10 protein-coding genes are annotated in these 16,466 nt (G+C 71.7%); 7 read left to right on the top strand and 3 right to left on the bottom strand.

Translation table 11 applies throughout. The features are described 5' to 3' along the window. Nucleotides 1–5 precede the first annotated feature (5 nt). Nucleotides 6–785 carry a maleylpyruvate isomerase family mycothiol-dependent enzyme gene (locus EG812_RS05155; protein WP_126710866.1) on the top strand — a complete coding sequence of 260 codons (780 nt, stop codon included), beginning with the start codon at nt 6–8 and terminating at the stop codon, nt 783–785. A gap of 2 nt (nt 786–787) precedes the next feature. On the opposite strand, the gene EG812_RS05150 is transcribed toward EG812_RS05155, so the two are convergent. Continuing rightward, nucleotides 788–1,576: an SDR family NAD(P)-dependent oxidoreductase gene (locus EG812_RS05150; protein WP_199743804.1), complete on the bottom strand. Its 789-nt coding sequence runs from the start codon at nt 1,574–1,576 to the stop codon at nt 788–790. Further along, on the bottom strand, nt 1,573–1,935 hold the full coding sequence (locus tag EG812_RS05145) for an acyl carrier protein (protein WP_158309506.1): 363 nt from the start codon (nt 1,933–1,935) through the stop codon (nt 1,573–1,575). Before EG812_RS05145 ends, EG812_RS05150 begins: the two co-directional genes overlap by 4 nt. Nucleotides 1,936–2,019: 84 nt before the next feature. Here EG812_RS05145 and EG812_RS05140 point away from each other — a divergent pair, with 84 nt between their 5' ends. Genes EG812_RS05140 through EG812_RS05130 form a run of 3 tightly spaced genes read left to right on the top strand, consistent with a single transcriptional unit; the run spans nt 2,020 to nt 5,368 of the window. After that, nucleotides 2,020–4,683, top strand: a complete 2,664-nt coding sequence (locus EG812_RS05140; protein WP_126710864.1) for a condensation domain-containing protein — start codon at nt 2,020–2,022, stop codon at nt 4,681–4,683. After that, on the top strand, nt 4,680–4,967 hold the full coding sequence (locus tag EG812_RS05135) for an acyl carrier protein (protein ID WP_013734211.1): 288 nt from the start codon (nt 4,680–4,682) through the stop codon (nt 4,965–4,967). The genes EG812_RS05140 and EG812_RS05135 overlap by 4 nt, the downstream gene beginning before the upstream one ends. Nucleotides 4,968–4,996: 29 nt before the next feature. Then, complete coding sequence (locus tag EG812_RS05130; protein WP_043724764.1) at nt 4,997–5,368, top strand: FAS1-like dehydratase domain-containing protein; 372 nt, start codon at nt 4,997–4,999, stop codon at nt 5,366–5,368. A 78-nt stretch (nt 5,369–5,446) separates the two neighbouring features. Here the strand turns inward: EG812_RS05130 and EG812_RS05125 are convergent, their stop codons facing one another. Continuing rightward, on the bottom strand, nt 5,447–13,510 hold the full coding sequence (locus tag EG812_RS05125) for a non-ribosomal peptide synthetase (RefSeq protein WP_158632482.1): 8,064 nt from the start codon (nt 13,508–13,510) through the stop codon (nt 5,447–5,449). 429 nt (nt 13,511–13,939) lie between these two features. Here EG812_RS05125 and EG812_RS05120 point away from each other — a divergent pair, with 429 nt between their 5' ends. The 3 genes from EG812_RS05120 to EG812_RS05110 are packed head-to-tail and all read left to right on the top strand — an operon-like array spanning nt 13,940 to nt 16,438. Continuing rightward, a complete protein-coding gene (locus tag EG812_RS05120) occupies nt 13,940–15,244 on the top strand; it encodes a cation:proton antiporter (protein ID WP_013734215.1) in 1,305 nt (434 codons plus the stop codon). Between the two features lie 39 nt (nt 15,245–15,283). Further along, complete coding sequence (locus tag EG812_RS05115) at nt 15,284–15,838, top strand: carboxymuconolactone decarboxylase family protein (protein WP_043721114.1); 555 nt, start codon at nt 15,284–15,286, stop codon at nt 15,836–15,838. Between the two features lie 51 nt (nt 15,839–15,889). After that, the gene (locus EG812_RS05110) at nt 15,890–16,438 is read left to right on the top strand and encodes a carboxymuconolactone decarboxylase family protein (RefSeq protein ID WP_013734217.1); all 549 of its coding nucleotides are present in this window, start codon (nt 15,890–15,892) and stop codon (nt 16,436–16,438) included. Nucleotides 16,439–16,466 lie beyond the last annotated feature (28 nt).

The following is a 16,466-nucleotide window of genomic DNA, read 5'->3' as shown; positions in this document are numbered from 1 at the left end:
TGACGATGGAACCGACTGCGCTGCCCCTGGCGGCACGGGACTACCTCGATCCACTTGCGGCGGAGATGGCCGCGTTCGAGGCGATCGCCCGCAAGGCCGACCTGTCGGTGCCGATGCCGGCGCAGGTGAGCCGCTACTGGCAACTGCGGGATCTGGTGGCCCACCTCGGCGGCATCCACCGGTGGGCGGTGGAGAACATCCGTACCGGCAAGCGGGCCCGGCAGGTGCCGAAGCCGGACGACGACGCCGACCTGGCGGACTGGTACCGCGCCGGAGCGGATCTGCTGCTCGACGAGCTGGCCCGGACCGACCCGGACGCGCCCTGCTGGAATTTCAGCACCGTGCCCCGGGCCGCCGGTTTCTGGTTCCGGCGGCAGTTCCACGAGACCCTGATACACGGACGCGACGCCGACCTGGCCCTGGGCGAACTGCGACCGGTGCCGCAACTGCTGGCCGCCGACGGCGTGGACGAGGTGCTGCGGGTGATGCTGGCGGTCGGACACCGTTGGGACGGCAAGCCGGTCACCACGCTCACCGGCCCGGTGACCGTGGAGCTGTCCGACACCGGGCACCGGTGGGTGCTGACCCCGTCGGGCAACCGGGTTCCGGCGGTCAGCGGCCCGAGGGCTGCTGCGGTGGACGAGCCGGTGGCGGTGGTACGCGGACCGGCCGAGCAGGTGCTGTTGCTGCTCTGGCAGCGGTTGCCGTTCCCGGACGGGACACACCTGGTCAGCGGTGACACCGACCTGGTGCAGCGGCTGCTGAAGAGTCAGATCACGCCGTAGCCTCAGACCCCGAGGCCACCGCTGACCACCAGTTGGGTCCCGGTCACGTGCCGGGACTCGTCACTGGCGAGATAGAGGATCGCCGCCGCCGCGTCGTCGGGGGTGCCGAGTTCACCCATCGGCACCCGGGCCAGGTACGCGGTGCGGGCCCGGTCCACGTCCGGATCGAACAGGGCGAGCACCCGGTCGCCCAGGTCGGTCTCGATGAGTCCAGGGTGCACCGAGTTGCACCGGATGCCGTACCGACGCCAGGCGCAGTGCACCGCGACGGACTTGGTGAGCTGGGTGATGGCGGCCTTCGCCGCGCCGTACGCGATGAACAGCGGGGTGGACATCAGCCCGGCGGTGCTGGAGACGTTGACGATGCTGCCGCCGCCGTTGGCCCCCATCACGCGTACCGCGGCGCGGCAGCCGAGCATGACGCTGTCCAGGTTGACCGCGAGGATGCGCCGCCACTGCTCCAGTTCCACCTCCTCGATGTCCTGGGCCTGCTCGTCGCCGATCCAGCCGGCGTTGTTGACCAGGATGTCGAGGCGTCCGTACCGGGCGACGACCGCGTCGACGACCGCGTCCCAGCGGTCTTCGTCGACCACGTCCTGAGGCAGGTACCAGGCGTTCCCACCGAGCCGTTCGACCGCCTCGGCGCCCCGCTCGGGGTCGCGGCCGGTCACCACGACGGCCTGCGCGTCGTGCCGGGCGAACAGCTCGGCGGTGGTCAGGCCGATGCCTGCGGTACCGCCGCTGATCAGGCAGACCTTGCCGGCCAGCCGCATGGGTGCCTCCCTCGTCACGATCCCGCGCCGTCGAGCAGGCGCTGCACCTCGTCGTCGGTCATCGACTCCACCCGCGCCAGCACGTCGTCGAGCAGCCGATCGTCGACGGCCTGCGGGGCCAGGCCCTGCCGCACCTCGGCGGCGAGCGTGGCGAGCGTGGGGCGCTGGAAGTAGCGCAGGGCGTCGATCTCGACGCCGAAGGCGAGCTGGGCCATGGCGACCAGCCGGATCAGCATGACGCTGTCGCCACCGACCTCGAACAGGTCGTCGTCGGCGGTCACCGGTACGCCCGGCAGCACGACGGCGTAGCACTCGTCGCGCAGTCGGCGCAGGACCTGGTCGTCTCCGGTGTCGCCGGTCCGGTTTTCGGTGTCCACCCGCACCCCCTGATCAACCAAGCAACAACTAGACTATTGACTACAGTTATATCGTGAGTCAAGGCTCAAGTTCGGAGGCGACGCATGACCATGGAGTCCGATACGGAAGCCCTCCGGCGGCGACTCGACCACCTGCCGCCCGACCGGCGCAGGGCGCTGGAACGGGTGCTGCGCGCCCGCGCCGAGCCGCCCCGCTCGACCGCGCCGCTGGCACCCCGGCCCGACCCGGACGCGCCGGCACCGCTGTCGTACGCACAGGAGCGGCTCTGGTATCTCGAACAGCTCTACCAGCGGCGCGACATCTTCGCCTTCCCCACCGCCAGCCGCCTGCACGGGCCGCTCGACCTGGCCGCGCTGCGCAGCGCCTGCGCCGACCTCGCCGCCCGACACGACTCGCTGCGCACCATCGTCACCACGATCGACGGCCGGCCGGCCCAACAGATCCTGCCCGTGGGCACTGTGGACTTCGCGCTCGTCGACCTCACCGGCACCGACCCCGCTGCCTGTGCCGAGCGGGCCAGCGCCGACGCGCTCGCCGGCTTCGACCTCGCGACGCAGCCGCCACTGCGGATCCGCCTCTACCGGCTCGCCGACGACGACCACGTCCTGGTCGTCAACCAACACGTCGCCGTCGCCGACATGCCGTCCCGGGCGATCCTGCTGCGCGACCTGTGGAACCGGTACGAGGCCGCCGCGTACGGCACCGCGCCGCCCCTGCCCACCCTGCCGATCCAGTACGCCGACTTCGCCGTCTGGCAACGCGACCGCCTCGACGGCCAACGACTGGACCGGCTGCTCGACTACTGGCAGCAGTACCTGCGCGACGCGCCGCACAAGCTCGCCATCCCCACCGACCGGCCCCGCCCCGCCCGGCACGAGGGCGCCGGACGGTTCTACTACGACACCGCCCCCGACGGGCTGGGTGAGCGGGTCCACGAGGCCGCGCGGGCGTGGCGCACCACCCCGTCGGTGCTCCTGCTCGCCTGCTACCGCCTCCTGCTGTGGCAGTACAGCAGCCAGGAGGACATCGTCATCGGCGTCCCCAAGAGCGAGCGGGCCCACCCGGAGACCGAGCACCTCATCGGCTACTTCGTCAACGTGCTGCCGCTGCGCTCCCAGGTACGCGACACCGACACCGCCCGGCAGGTCATCGCGCGCGAGCACGCCCACGCCCTCGCCGCGTACGCCCGACAGGAGCTGCCGTACGAGCGGGTGGTGCGTGACGTCAACCCGGTCCGCGAGGCCGGTGTCCCGCCGCTGTACCAGGTCTCCTACTCGTACCTGGCCGACGACGGCACCGGGTTGCCGCTGGCCCCCACCGGCCTGCGTGGCGAGCCGTTCCCGCTGCGGTCCGAGGGCACCGAGTACGACCTCGGCGTGAACGTCCTGCACGGGGCGCAGCTCGGCGCGCAGTGGCCGTACAACGACGACATCTTCGACGAGTCGACGATCGTCACCCTCGCCGGGCAGTTCTGGGCGCTCGTCGCCGCTGTGGTCGACGACGTCGACACCCCGGTCACCGCGTTGCCGGTGGTCCACGAGGCCCGCACCGCGACCGCCCCGACCACCGCCGCCGGTGCCAGCGCCGCCTCGGGACGGCGTACCCCGGTCGACTCCCCGCTCTCGACGGTCCCGGCGGCCGCCGCCGCCCTCGGGCCGATCGGTCGGCTGCTCAGCACCGCACCCCCCGGCAGCGCCCTGGCCGACGTGGACGCCGCGCTGGCCGAGGCCACCGGCGCCGAGCTGATCCGCGTCCCCGACGACGGCAGCGACCTGGCCGCGCTCGTGGACCGGCTGCGGCCCGGTCTGCTCAGCGCCACCGTGCCCCTGTTGGCGCGACTTCCCGCCGGCTGGCGGGCCCCGCAGGGCTGCGCCCTGCTGGCCGTCGGTGACCTGCACCGCGCCGCCGCCGCGCGGCTCGCCGAGCGCGCCGACGTGGTCTGGTACGGCTGCCTGCGCACCGCCGGCGGCCTGGCCACGGTGGGTCGGCTGTCGGTCGGCCCGCACCGCGTCGACGCCGGCCGACCGCTCGCCCCGCTGCGGGCGTGGACGGCGCACCCGTCGGGCCGCCGGCTGCCGCAGGGCGCCTTCGGCACCCTGCACCTGGGAACCACCGACGCTGCGGAGGCTGGCGAGCCGACCCGCTGGTACGCCCGGATCCGCGCCGACGGCCGCGTCGAACTCGTCGGCCCGGCCGACGAGCGGACCGTCCTGCGCGGGGTGCCCCTGCACCCGGGCGAGATCACCGACCTGCTGGTCGAGTGTCCCGGCGTACGCGACGCCACGACGCTCACCACCGCGGACGGCACCCTGCACGCGTACCTGGTGCTGGACGGTACGACCGACGCGTCGCAGGTACGGCAACGGTTGGCGCAGCGACTACCGGGCTTCGCCGTACCCGGGCTGACCGTGCTGCCCGCACTGCCGTACACCGCCGACGGGTACGTCGACCGGGCGGCGCTGCCCGCACCCACCGCCGACGGGCGCACCGGCGGCCGGGCCCCGTCCGGACCCGTCGAGCAGGTCGTCGTCGACGCGTGGCGCGACCTGCTGGGTCGGGCGCCCACGCAGGTCGACGACAACTTCTTCGACCTCGGTGGGCACTCGCTGATGTTGCAGCAACTGTCGGCCCGCCTCTCGGAGGCCTTCGGCGGCACGGTGCCGCTGATCGAGTTGCTGGAGCATCCGACGGTGGCCCAGCAGGCGCAGCTCGTCACCGAACTCGGCCTGGCCGAGGAGCCGGCATGACCGGGTTGCCCGAGCCGACCGGGTTGCACGAGCCGGTGGCGGCCATCCTGCGCGACGAGGTCCTCGCCGCCGTCCTGCCCGGACTCGACGTGCAGCCCACCGCGAACCTGTTCGAGTCAGGCGCCGACAGCCTCGCCCTGATCCGGCTGGTGAACCGCGCCAACCGGGTCTTCGAGGTCGAGGTGGACGCCGCCGCCTTCTTCCAGCAACCCACGAGCGACGTGCTGACCCGCCTGGTGGTGGACCAGTTGCAGGGCGGAACCGGCCCGGGAGCCGCACAGTGAGCAGCCCCGACACCGACCCGCGGCTCGGCATGAGCGTGGCCCACCGGCGCTACGTCTCCCGCGCCGACGTCCGCTACGCGGGCGACCTCGTCAACGGCGCGTACGCCCTGGCCGGGTTCGGCGACGCGGTCACCGAACTCGCCATCCGGACCGACGGCGACGAGGGGCTGCTCGCCGGCTACCGGGCCGTCGAGTTCCACGCCCCGATCCGGGCCGGTGACGTCGTCGAGTTCACGGCCACGGTGACCCGGGTGCGTACCCGGTCCCGTACCGTCGCCCTGACCTGTTCGGTGCTCTGCCGGGCCACCCCCGAGCGGGGGGTCACCGCGGCGCAGCCGCTGCAACCGCCGGTCGTCGCGGTCACCGCCGAGGCCACAGTGGTGGTCCCCCCGGCGGGCTGACCGCTCACCTGCGCACCTCACGCACGATCGTCGGGCACCTCCGCCCCCGAGGGGTGGAGGTGCCCGACGTCGTGGTCGCTACGCCTCGTCCAGTCGCTGCCGCAGCGCCGCCCCGATGCGCGCGAGCGGCGCGGGTTCGGTCATCGACCAGTGGTTCGCCGCCACGTCGACCCGGGTCACCTGACCGCCCACGTACGGCTCCCACACGTCCGCGGTGGGCGCCTGCTCGGGTCGGCCCTCGGTGGCGGTGACGAAGAGCAGGTCGCCGTCGTACCGGCGGGGCAGGTGGTGGCGCATCGCCTCGACGTGCCCGGCGGCCGCGCGGGCGATCCCGGCGATCTCCGCGGTCCGCAACTGGGCCAGCGCCGGGTTCGCCTCCCGTATCAGCCGGGCGAGTTCCTCGTCGTCGGGCAGTACGGACAGGCTGGGATCGGTACGGCGCAGCTCGGGGTCACCGGTGAGCACACCGAGCACCTCGGCCGGCGTGGGCGGCTGGGCCGCCGGGCCCTGCTGCGGCACCGGGTAGGCGTCCAGCAGTGCCAGCACCCCGACCTGCTCGCCCCGCTCCCGCAGCCGGACCGCGATCTCGTGGGCCACCAGGCCTCCGAAGGACCACCCGAGCAGGTGGTACGGCCCCTGGGGCGCGACCGCGCGGATCCGTTCGAGGTACCGCTCCGCGAGGGCCGCGACGTCAGCTACCGCCGAGTCCGGATCGGTCAGCAGCGGCGACTGGAGGCCGTACAACGGTCGGTCGGACTCCAGGTGCCGGGCGAGTCCCGCATAGCCCCAGCTGAGCCCGGTGAACGGGTGTACGCAGAACAGCGGCGCACGGTCACCTGTGGTTCGCAGCGGCAGCAGGACGTCGAGGCCGCCGTGCTCGGAGGCGTCGGAGAGCAGCCCGGCGACGGTCGGGGTGACGAACACCGACCGGACGCTGAGCTGCCGTCCGGTGGCCGCGGCGATCCGGTTGACCAGTTGGACCGTCAGCAGGGAGTGCCCACCCAGGTCGAAGAAGTTGTCGTCGATGGTGACCTGGTCCCGGTGCAGCAGTTCGGCGACGATCCCGCAGGCGATCTCCTCGTCACGGGTACGCGGTGCTCGTCCCCGACCTCCGTCCCGGCCGGGTGCGGGCAGCCGGGACCTGTCGAGTTTGCCGCTCGCCGACAGCGGAAGCCGGTCGAGCAGGACGAGGCGTTGCGGCACCAGATGCGCCGGTAGCACGTGGCGGGCCTCGTCGCGCACCTCGGCGACGAACTCCGCCTCCGTACGGGGACACCCGACCTGCGCCGGGGGCGCGGACCGCGACGGGTGGTCGGGACGGACGGCGTGCAGGCTGACCAACCCGGTGCCCGCGAGCAGGTCCGGCGTGTGCCGGGTGACCGCGAAGCCGTGCCGGGCCAGCAGGTCGCCGACCTCGTCGGAGCGGGCGTTGTCGGTCTCCACGAGCACCTGCCGGATCAGCGGCCAGTGCTCGTCGCGGATTCCGCGCAGCACGTCGAGTTCGCTACGTTCGACGTCGACCTTGAGCAGATCGATGCGCGACACGGCGGTCTCGTCGATGACGGCGGACAGGGTGCGCAGCGCGACTGTCACACGTTCCGGTCGCAGTCGCTCGTCACGCAGCTCAGCCCAGTGCGGGCTGTCCGCCGACACCCCTTCGTACCCCTGGACGACGCGGGCGTCGGCCGCGGTGTCGGCGTACCGGCCCGACATGATCGACAGGTGCGGGTAGTAGGTGAAGTCGACCTCGCCCTCGGTGTCGCCGAGGCCGTGGGCGAAGGTCTGCGCCGTCAGTCCGTACAGGGCGGTGTTGGCCGCCAGCATCCGGTGCAGGGCGGGCACCGGCTCGAAGGCGTACGTCACCACATCCGGGTGGGCGCGGTGCAGGGCGAGGCTGAACATGCCGACGTGTGCGCCGACGTCGAACACGCACGCGTCGGCGGGCAGCTCCAGACGTGCCGGTGACACCGGGCCGTCCTCGAACAGCTCCCGGTACAGGAACTGGGTGGTGGCCCGGTCCGGGGCCACCACCGCGGTGCCGTCCGGGAGGGTCTGCCACGGCAGTGACTCGGTCGCGCGCAGCGCCGCCAGGCGGTGCAGCAACGGTTCCGCCGTCGGGTCCGGCACCAGGTGACCGACGAGTTGGGCGCCGCCGTCCGGGGCGGGATGGGCAGCGACCGCGGCGGACGCCACGCCGGTGTGCCGGGTGAGGGCCTCCTCCACCTCCTGCGGCTCGATACGCAGGCCACGGATCTTCATCTGGTCGTCGACCCGCCCCAGGAACTCCAGCGCGCCGTCGGCCCGCCACCGGGCGAGGTCACCGCTGCGGTACATCCGGGCACCCGGCGGACCGTACGGGTCGGGCAGGAACCGCTGGGCGGTCAGGCCCGGCTGGTGCTGGTAGCCGTCGGCAAGCTGGCGACCGGCCAGATACAGCTCGCCGGTGACACCGATGGGCAGCGGGTTCAGCTGGTCGTCGAGGACGTAGAGACGGGTGTTCCAGACCGGTCGTCCGATCGGCACCGGTCCCGGCTCGTCGGCACGGCACTGCCAGGCACTGACCTCGACGGCCGCCTCCGTGGGCCCGTACAGGTTGTGCAGTTCCGCGTCGAACAGCTGCTGGAAGCGCCGCTGGACCGCAGTCGGAAGCTCCTCCCCGCTGACGAAGACCCGCCGCAGGCCGGTGCAGGTCGCCGCGGCGGGCTCGGCCAGGAACGTCCGCAGCATCGACGGTACGAAGTGCACGACGGTGACCGCGTCGTCGCGAATGCGCGCGGCGAGGCGACCAGGGTCGGCCTGCTCCCCCGGTGCGGCGAGCACGAGCGTGGCACCCACCTGGTGCGGCCCGAAGAACTCCGGCACGGACACGTCGAACCCGGCCGGGGTCTTCTGCAACACCCGGTCGGTGGCGTCGAGCGGATAGTGGTGCAGCATCCAGGCGAGCCGGTTGACGATCGCGTGGTGTGACACCACGACCGCCTTCGGCCGCCCGGTCGACCCGGAGGTGTAGATCACGTACGCGGGGTGTCGGGGGTGCAGGTCGCGCGCCGGCGGGGTGGCGGGCCGGGTGGCCAGCTCGGTGCGGGTCCGGGGATCGTCCAGGACCACGACCGGTACGCCGAGGTCGGAAAGTTCGGTGTCGCCGGTGGTCAGCACGAGAGACGGTCGACTGTGCCGTACCGCGTACCGCAGTCGCTCGGCCGGGTGGTCGGTCTCCAACGGCAGGTACGCCGCACCGGCCTTGTGCACGGCGTAGAGGGCGACGATCAGCTCGGCCCGTCGGGGGATCGCCACCGCGACGATCCCCCCGGGCGTGACCCCGTGGGCGAGAAGATGATGCGCCAGCCGGTTCGCCGCCTCGTCGAGCGTCGCGTAGCTGACGGCACCCGTGTCGGCGATGACGGCGGTGGCCTCAGGGCTGCGCCGCACCTGCGCCTCGAACAGATCGGGCAGCACCGTGTCGGGTACGGGTCGGTCGGTGCGGTTGAACTCGTCGAGCACCCGCTCGCGTTCACCCGGCAGGAACAGGTCGATGGCGTCCAGCGGCTGCGCCGGATCGCGGCTGACCGCGTCGAGAAGATGGACCAGCCGCGCCCCCAGCCGCGCCACGGTGTCCCGGTCGAACAGATCGGTGGCGTACTCGAACGAGCCGAGGATGCCGGCGGGTCGCGCCTCGGTGTAGCTCTCCTCCGCGCCGAGCACCAGGTCGAACTTGGCCACGTGCAGGTCGACCAGCTCCGCGGTCACGGTGACGTCGCCCAGCGGCGGCAGGCCACCCGCCCCACCGCTGTTGACCTGGAGCACCACCTGGAACAGGGGGTGGTGCCCGGCGGCGCGCGGCGGGTTGAGCGCCTCGGCGAGCAACTCGAAGGGCAGATCCTGGTGGGCGAAGGCGGCGAGGTCGGTGTCGCGTACCCGGGTCAGCAGTTCGGCGAAGGTGGGGTTGCCGGCGGTGTCGGTGCGCAACACCAGGGTGTTGACGAAGAAGCCGACAAGGGCGTCGAGGTCGGCCTCGGCCCGCCCGGCGGTGGGGGCGCCCACGGGAATGTCGGTGCCCGCGCCGAGGCGGGTCAGCAGGGCGGCGAACGCGGCCTGGAAGAGCATGAACATGCTGACGCGGTGGCGTCGGGTCAGGTCGAGCAGGCGGGCGTGCAGCTCGGCGTCGATCGGGAAGGTGAGCAGGTCACCGCGGTAGCTCGCGACCGGGGGCCGGGGCCGGTCGGCGGGCAGTTGCAACGCCGCCGGCAGCTGCGCCAGCGTCCGCTTCCAGTAGGCGAGCTGCCGGCCCAGCGGACTGTCGGGGTCGGTGACCTCGCCGAGCTGCGCCCGCTGGCGCAGGGTGTAGTCGGCGTACTGCATCGGCAGGGGCGGCCAGGTCGGCGCCGACCCGTCGCGGCGAGCCGCATAGGCGGTGCCCAGATCGGTCAGCAGCGGCAGCAGGGAGAGCCCGTCGCTGGCGATGTGGTGCAGGACGATCATGAGCACGTGCTCCTGCGGCCCGGTGGGCAGCAGCCACGCCCGGACCGGCAGGTCGACGGCGAGGTCGAAGACGGTCGCGGCGGCGTCGGCGAGAAGGTGCGGCAGCTGTCCCGGCGTGACGTCCGGTCGGATCAGCGGTACGTGGGCGTCGGCCACGACGTGCTGCGTCGGTTCGCCGTCGAACTGCGGGTAGACGGTACGCAGCACCTCGTGCCGGCCCACCACGTCGTCGAGCGCCACCTGCAGGGCGTCCGGGTCCAGCGGCCCGGTCAGCCGTAACGCCATCGGCACGTTGTAGGTGGCGCTGGGGCCTTCCATCTGGGCCAGGAACCACAGCCGCCGTTGGGCGTAGGAGAGCGGCACCCGCTCCGGGCGTCCCGGCTCGCCAGCCGGGACCGCACCGGCGTCCGCGACCTGCGGCTGCTCGGTCGGTGCCGCGACCTGCGGCTGCTCGGTCGGCGCCGCGAGATCCTGGTCGTCCGCGCCGCTGCCGCCGTCCAAGGTGTGCGCCATCCCGGCCACGGTCGGCGTGTCGAAGATGGTCCGGATCTCCAGTTCGGCACCGAGCCGCTCGCGTACCCGGTTCACCAGCCGCACCACGAGCAGCGAGTACCCGCCCAGGTCGAAGAAGCTGTCGTCGATGGTGACCGTGTCCACCCCGAGCACCTCGGCGAAGAGTTCGCAGAGCACCCGCTCCGTCTCGGTACGCGGTACGCGTCCCTCGGTGAGCTGCGGCGCGGGTAGTGCCGCCTGGTCGATCTTCCCCACCGTGGTCAGGGGCAGTTCGTCAAGTACGACGTAGCTGCCGGGTACGACGCCGGCGGGCAGTTCCCGGGTCAGGTGTGCGCGCAGTTCGGCCTCCCCCGGCACCCGGGACCCGGGAACCAGGTACGCGACGAGCCGGGGACCGCCCGGCAGGTCCGTACGGAGCAGGACGGCGGCCTGGCGTACCTCCGGATGGCTGGCCAGACAGGCCTCGATCTCGGTCAGCTCGATCCGTACGCCGCGCAACTTGACCTGGGTGTCGATGCGCCCGAGGAACTGCAACTGGCCGGTCTCGCTCCACATGCCGAGGTCTCCGGTGCGGTACATCAGCTCACCGGGACGGAACGGGTTCGGTACGAACCGGGCGGCGGTCAGCTCCGGGGCGTTGAGGTAGCCGCGAGCCAGCCCCACACCGCCGACGGTGATCTCGCCGGGCACCCCGACCGGGCTGGGCTTGTCGAAACGGTCGAGCACGTAGACGAAGCGGTTCGGCATGGCCCGACCGATCGGCGGCTGTCCCCGCCATTCCCGGTGCTCGCAGACGTAGTAGCTGCACCCGATGGTGACCTCGGTGGGGCCGTACCCGTTGACGAAGCGACGGCCCGGGGTCCGCCACCGGTTCACCAGGTCCCCGGGCAACGCCTCACCACCGACGAGGATCTTGCGCAGCAGCGGGTAATCCGCCGACGGGATGAGGCTCAGCACCGCCGGCGGAGCGCCCAGATAGGTGATGCCCTCGGCCTCGATCACCCCGGACAGCGAACCGGGGTCGCTGCGCAGCTGCTCCGGCGCGAGCACCAGGGTCGCTCCGGAGGTGAGCGCGGAGAAGATCTCCCCCTCGGCGAGGTCGAAGTTGACCGCGGCGTACTGCAACATCTGATCGCCGGGTCCGAGTTCGAACACCCCGGTCATCCAGGAGACGAAGTTGGACAGTGCCCGGTGTTCGATGAGCACGCCCTTGGGCCGTCCGGTCGAACCGGAGGTGTAGAGGACGTAGACCAACGAGGACTCGGTGACGGGCGAGGGATCGGCGGATGCCGGCGCGGCGTCGATCGCGGTGTCGATCGCGGCGGCGTCGAGATCCAACCAGACCGGCTCCCAGCCGGTGCTGTCGGGGAGCCGATCCCGTACCCGGGAGTGGCTGATCACCACCTTGGCGCCCGCGTCGTCGAGCTGGTAGGCGAGCCGGTTGCGGGGGTGGGCGAGATCCAGTGGGAGGAACGCGGCGCCCGCGTTCATCGTGGCGAGGAAGGCGACGACGGTGTCGATGCCACGTTCCAGAGCGACCCCGACGATGTCCTCGTGTCCGACTCCGCGACCCCGCAGGTACCCGGCGAGGCGGTCGGCACGCTCGATCAACCCACGGTAGGTGAGTTGCTCGTCGCCGTGGCGCAGCGCGACGGTGCGCGGCGTCCGCGCGGCCTGGGCGGCGATCTGCAGGTGCACCGGTTCCCGCAGGTACGGCCGGCGGGCACCCTGCCAGGCCTCCAGGACCCGCTCACGCTCGATCGGGGTGAGCATCGGCAGCTCGCCCAGTACGGTGCCGCTGTTCGCCGCCACCGCCTCCAGCACGGTGCACAGATGCCCCACGAGTCGTTCGATGCGGGGTACGGCGAACAGGTCGGTGCGGAAGTCGGCGGTGATGTGCAGCGCCTCGTCGTCCTCCCGAACGGTCAGGGACAGGTCGAACGGATGCCGGTCCAGTCCGGCGTCGACAAGTGCGGCGCGCACCTCGGGCAGGTCCAGCGCGGCACCGGCAGCGGCACCGGGCAGCAGTTGCAACCCCACCTGGAACAGCGGGTTGCGCCCGGCTTGCCGGTCCGGACGCACCGCGGCGACGACCTTCTCGAACGGTACGTCCTGGTTGCGCCAGGCACCCAGCACCGTCTGCTGTACCCGGTCGAGCAGTTCGTCGAAGGTGGGGTTGCCGCCGAGATCGGTGCGGAGCACGACCATGTTCACGAAGTGGCCGATCATCTCCGGCAGCTGCGGACGGTGTCGGCCGGTGGTGGTGGTGCCGATGACGATGTCGTCCTGACCGGTGTAGCGGGACAGGACCGCGTCGAAGGCCGCGACGAGGGTCATGAACAGCGTCGCGCCGCGCCGACGGGACAGCTCGCGCAGGGCCGGTACCACCGCGCCGCGAAGGACCGTCGTCACGCTCTCGCTGCGGTCGGAGGGTACGACCGGCCGGGGGAAGTCGGTGGGCATCGCCAACGTCGGCAGGTCCCGCAGCGTCCGCTGCCAGTAGTCCAGCTGCCCGGTCAGCAGCTCGTCGCCTCGGCTGCGCTGCCAGACCGCGAAGTCGGGGTAGTGCACCTGCGGCACGCCCAGCGCCGGTTCGGTGCCGGTCACCGCGGCCCGGTACAGCTCGGTCAACTCGGCGAGCAGAGTCTGCGATGACCAGCCGTCGACGCAGATGTGGTGCATGGTGAGGGCGAGCAGGTAGTCCTGCGGGCCGAGAACGGCGATCGTGGCCCGGAACAGGGTCTCCCGGTCGAGGTCGAAAGGCCTGTCGACGGCCTCGCGGGCCCAGCGGGCGACCGTGCTGTCGCGTTCGTCGTCCGGGGTACCGGACAGGTCGACGACTGTCACGGCGGCCCCGGCGTCGTGGACCACCTGGACGGGCCGACCGTCCTGGTCGACAACAGTGGTACGCAGTGCCTCGTGACGGGCGACGAGGTCGCGCAGGCTGGCGCAGAGTGCGCCGATCTCCACGCGTCCGCGCAGTCGGAAGGTGGCACCGAGGTTGTAGGTGCTGGTTCCCGGGTTCAGCCGGTCCAGGAACCAGAGGTGCTCCTGCAGGTAGGACAGCGGCAGCGGATGGGTGCCGTCAGGACGTCGCCTGATCAGGTCCTGCTCCGGTTCGGCGAGGCTGCCGGTGAGCCTCCTGAGCACCTTGTCCCGCTCGTCAGCCGGAAGTGAACGGACCCGATCGCCGAAGCTATCCATAACCACCCCGCCTGTTGCATGACTGTAGTCTTCAAGCCGTGACTACAGTAATGTCAACTGCATGCAGCGTCAACGAATCCCCCTCGACCCTCCAACGAGGACGCGCGCCGCCCACCGGACGAGGTTTACCGAGAATCCCACCCGGCGCATATTTACAAGAGTTACGGCGATCAGTAACGATGCATCAGGTAGTGGATCGCCAACACACGGTTGGGAGGTTGTCCGGTGCTCACCCCTCACCTCATCGACTGGCCCTGGTAAACCCACCCATCCGGTGCCGTGCGGGCCGCGTTCCAACGGCCCGCACGAGCCCCGGCCAGCACGCCGGAGCGGCACCCACTCGTCCGGTCCGACCGCCCACCAGTTGTCACAGTTGTGAACGGCGCGGTCAGCTACACGGTCAGCGGGCTGCACAGCGTCGCTGCGCTCACCATCGTCCTCACCGCCGCCCACCTCTTCCGCCGGCTCGCCCGGTTCGTCGGCCAACCGGGGGTGGTCGGGGAGATCACGCTGGGACTGCTCGCAGGCCCGCTCATCCTGACGCTCGGCGGCGAGGACGCCCGCCAGGCCCTACTTCCCGCCGACGTCCTGACCGTCCTGCACCTCTGCGGTCACGTCGGCCTCGTCCTCTTCCTCGTCGCCACCGCCACCGAACTCACCGCCTCCACAGTGTCCCTACGTGGTCGGGTGATCGCCTGGGTGACGGCCGGGACGCTGTTCCCGTCGCTGGCGGCCGGCGCCGCACTGGCCGGGTGGCTGCTCTGGCAGAACGACCCGGACCTGCGCGGCAGCGCTCCCCGACCGGCGTTCCTCATCTTCATCACCATCGCGCTCACCGTCTCGGCGGTGCCCGTCCTCGCCCGCATCATCGCCGACCACCGCCTGACCGGCACCCGCGCCGCCAGACTGTCCCTGTCCTCCGCGGTGGTCGTCGACGCGATCGCCTGGCTACTGCTCGGCACCGCAGTCGGTCTCGCCGGCACCGGCACCCATGCGGCGCTGACCGCCATCCTGGTGCTCGTCGGCGGGCTCGGTGCCTCGCTCCTGCTCCGCCGTCTGCTCGCCACCCGTACCGTGCCGCCGGCGCTCGCCCGACACCCATACCCCGTCGCCGCGGTGATCGCCATGGTCGCCCTGGTCGCCGCACACGCCACCGAGTCCGGCGGACTGACCGCGATCTCCGGCGCCTTCCTCGTCGGGCTGTGCCTGCCGGCAAAGCAACCCTGGACGGCGGCCGCTGTCACCCGGATCAACCGTCTCGGCACCGCGCTGCTGCCGGCGTTCTTCGTCGCCACCGGCCTCACCGTCTGGTCCACCGGGGCCACGGCCGTCCCGTGGTTGGCGATCACCGTGGCGACCGCCCTCGCCGTGATCGGCAAGACCGTCGGCAGCTACGTCGGCGCCCGCCTGGCCGGCGAGACGCCACACACCGCGCAGCGGATCGGGGTGCTGCTCAACGCCCGCGGCCTCACCGAGATCGCGCTGCTGCAAGCCGGACACGCCGCCGGCATCGTGACCGGGCAACTGTACCTCGCGCTTGTCGTGATGGCCCTCGTCACCACCGCCATGACGGGCTGGTCGCTGCGACTGGTGGACCGCCGCCAGCACCGCGAAGTCCACGGTGGAGAACTTCCGACAGCGGACAGTCAGCCCCTTGAGGGGCCGAAGGCAATTCACTAGATTCTATGGATCACCTTCGACATCGAGGAGAGTGACAAGATCGCACACATCGATCTGGGGGTGCAGGAGTCCGAGTTCCCCGGCATCCGTGGGCCGCTGCGCTTCCGACCGGAGACCGGCCGACCGTTGCTCGACCTGGTCGAGGTGCTGCTGCGCGGACCACACTCCCTCACCGCAGGGGAACGGGAACTGATCGCCGCGTACGTCTCCGGCCGCAACGAGTGCACCTACTGCTGCTCGGCGCACTCGGCTTACGCGGCGGCACAACTCGACGAGGGCATGCCCCTTGTCGACCAGGTTCACGCCGACCCGGACCGCGCTCCGATCTCCGCGAAGCTGCGTGCCCTGCTGCGTATCGCCGCCGCCGTTCAGGTCAGCGGACGCGACGTCACCGCCGACCTGGTCCAGGCCGCGCGCACGGAAGGTGCCACCGACCTCGAGATCCACGACACGGTCCTGATCGCGGCGGCCTTCTGCATGTTCAACAGGTACGTCGACGGCCTCGGCACCCTACCGGCAGCCGACCCAGGGTGGTACGCGCAGGCGTCCGAACGGATCGCCACCCACGGCTACCTACCGGTGCTGGACCGCTGAGCCGTACCGGTCATCGCTGTCAACTCGCCGACCGAATGAGGGCGTGACGTCATGGCACACATCGACCTGGGCGTGGACGAGACCGAATTTCCCGGGGTACGGGGGCCGTTGAAGTACCGCCCGGTCACCGGCAAGCCGATGCTGGAACTGGCGGAGACCCTGCTGCGTGGGCCACTCAGCCTGCCGACGGCCGACCGCGAGTTGATCGCCGCGTACGTCTCGGGCCTCAACGAGTGCACCTACTGCTGCTCGGCCCATTCGGCGTTCGCCGCCGCGCTGCTCGACGAGGGCATGTCCCTGGTCGACCAGGTACGCGCCGACCCGGCCACGGCACCGATCTCCGCCAAGCTGCGCGCCCTGCTGCACATCGCCGGGGCGGTGCAGCGCAGCGGACGCGACGTGACCACCGAACTGGTCGATGCGGCCCGCACCGAGGGTGCCACCGACGAAGAGATCCACGACACCGTCCTGATCGCGGCGGCCTTCTGCATGGTCAACCGGTACGTCGACGGTCTCGGCACCTTCGCCCCGAGTGATCCGAAGTTCTACGACGAGACGGCCCGCCGGGTCATCAGCGTCGGCTACCGCAACACCGTCTGACTTTCACCGTCCGCTGAGGTCAGCCGAC

Source organism: Verrucosispora sp. FIM060022, from assembly GCF_003977705.1.
Taxonomy (GTDB): Bacteria; Actinomycetota; Actinomycetes; order Mycobacteriales; family Micromonosporaceae; genus Micromonospora; species Micromonospora gifhornensis.
This window is presented reverse-complemented; position numbering and strand designations above follow the sequence as displayed.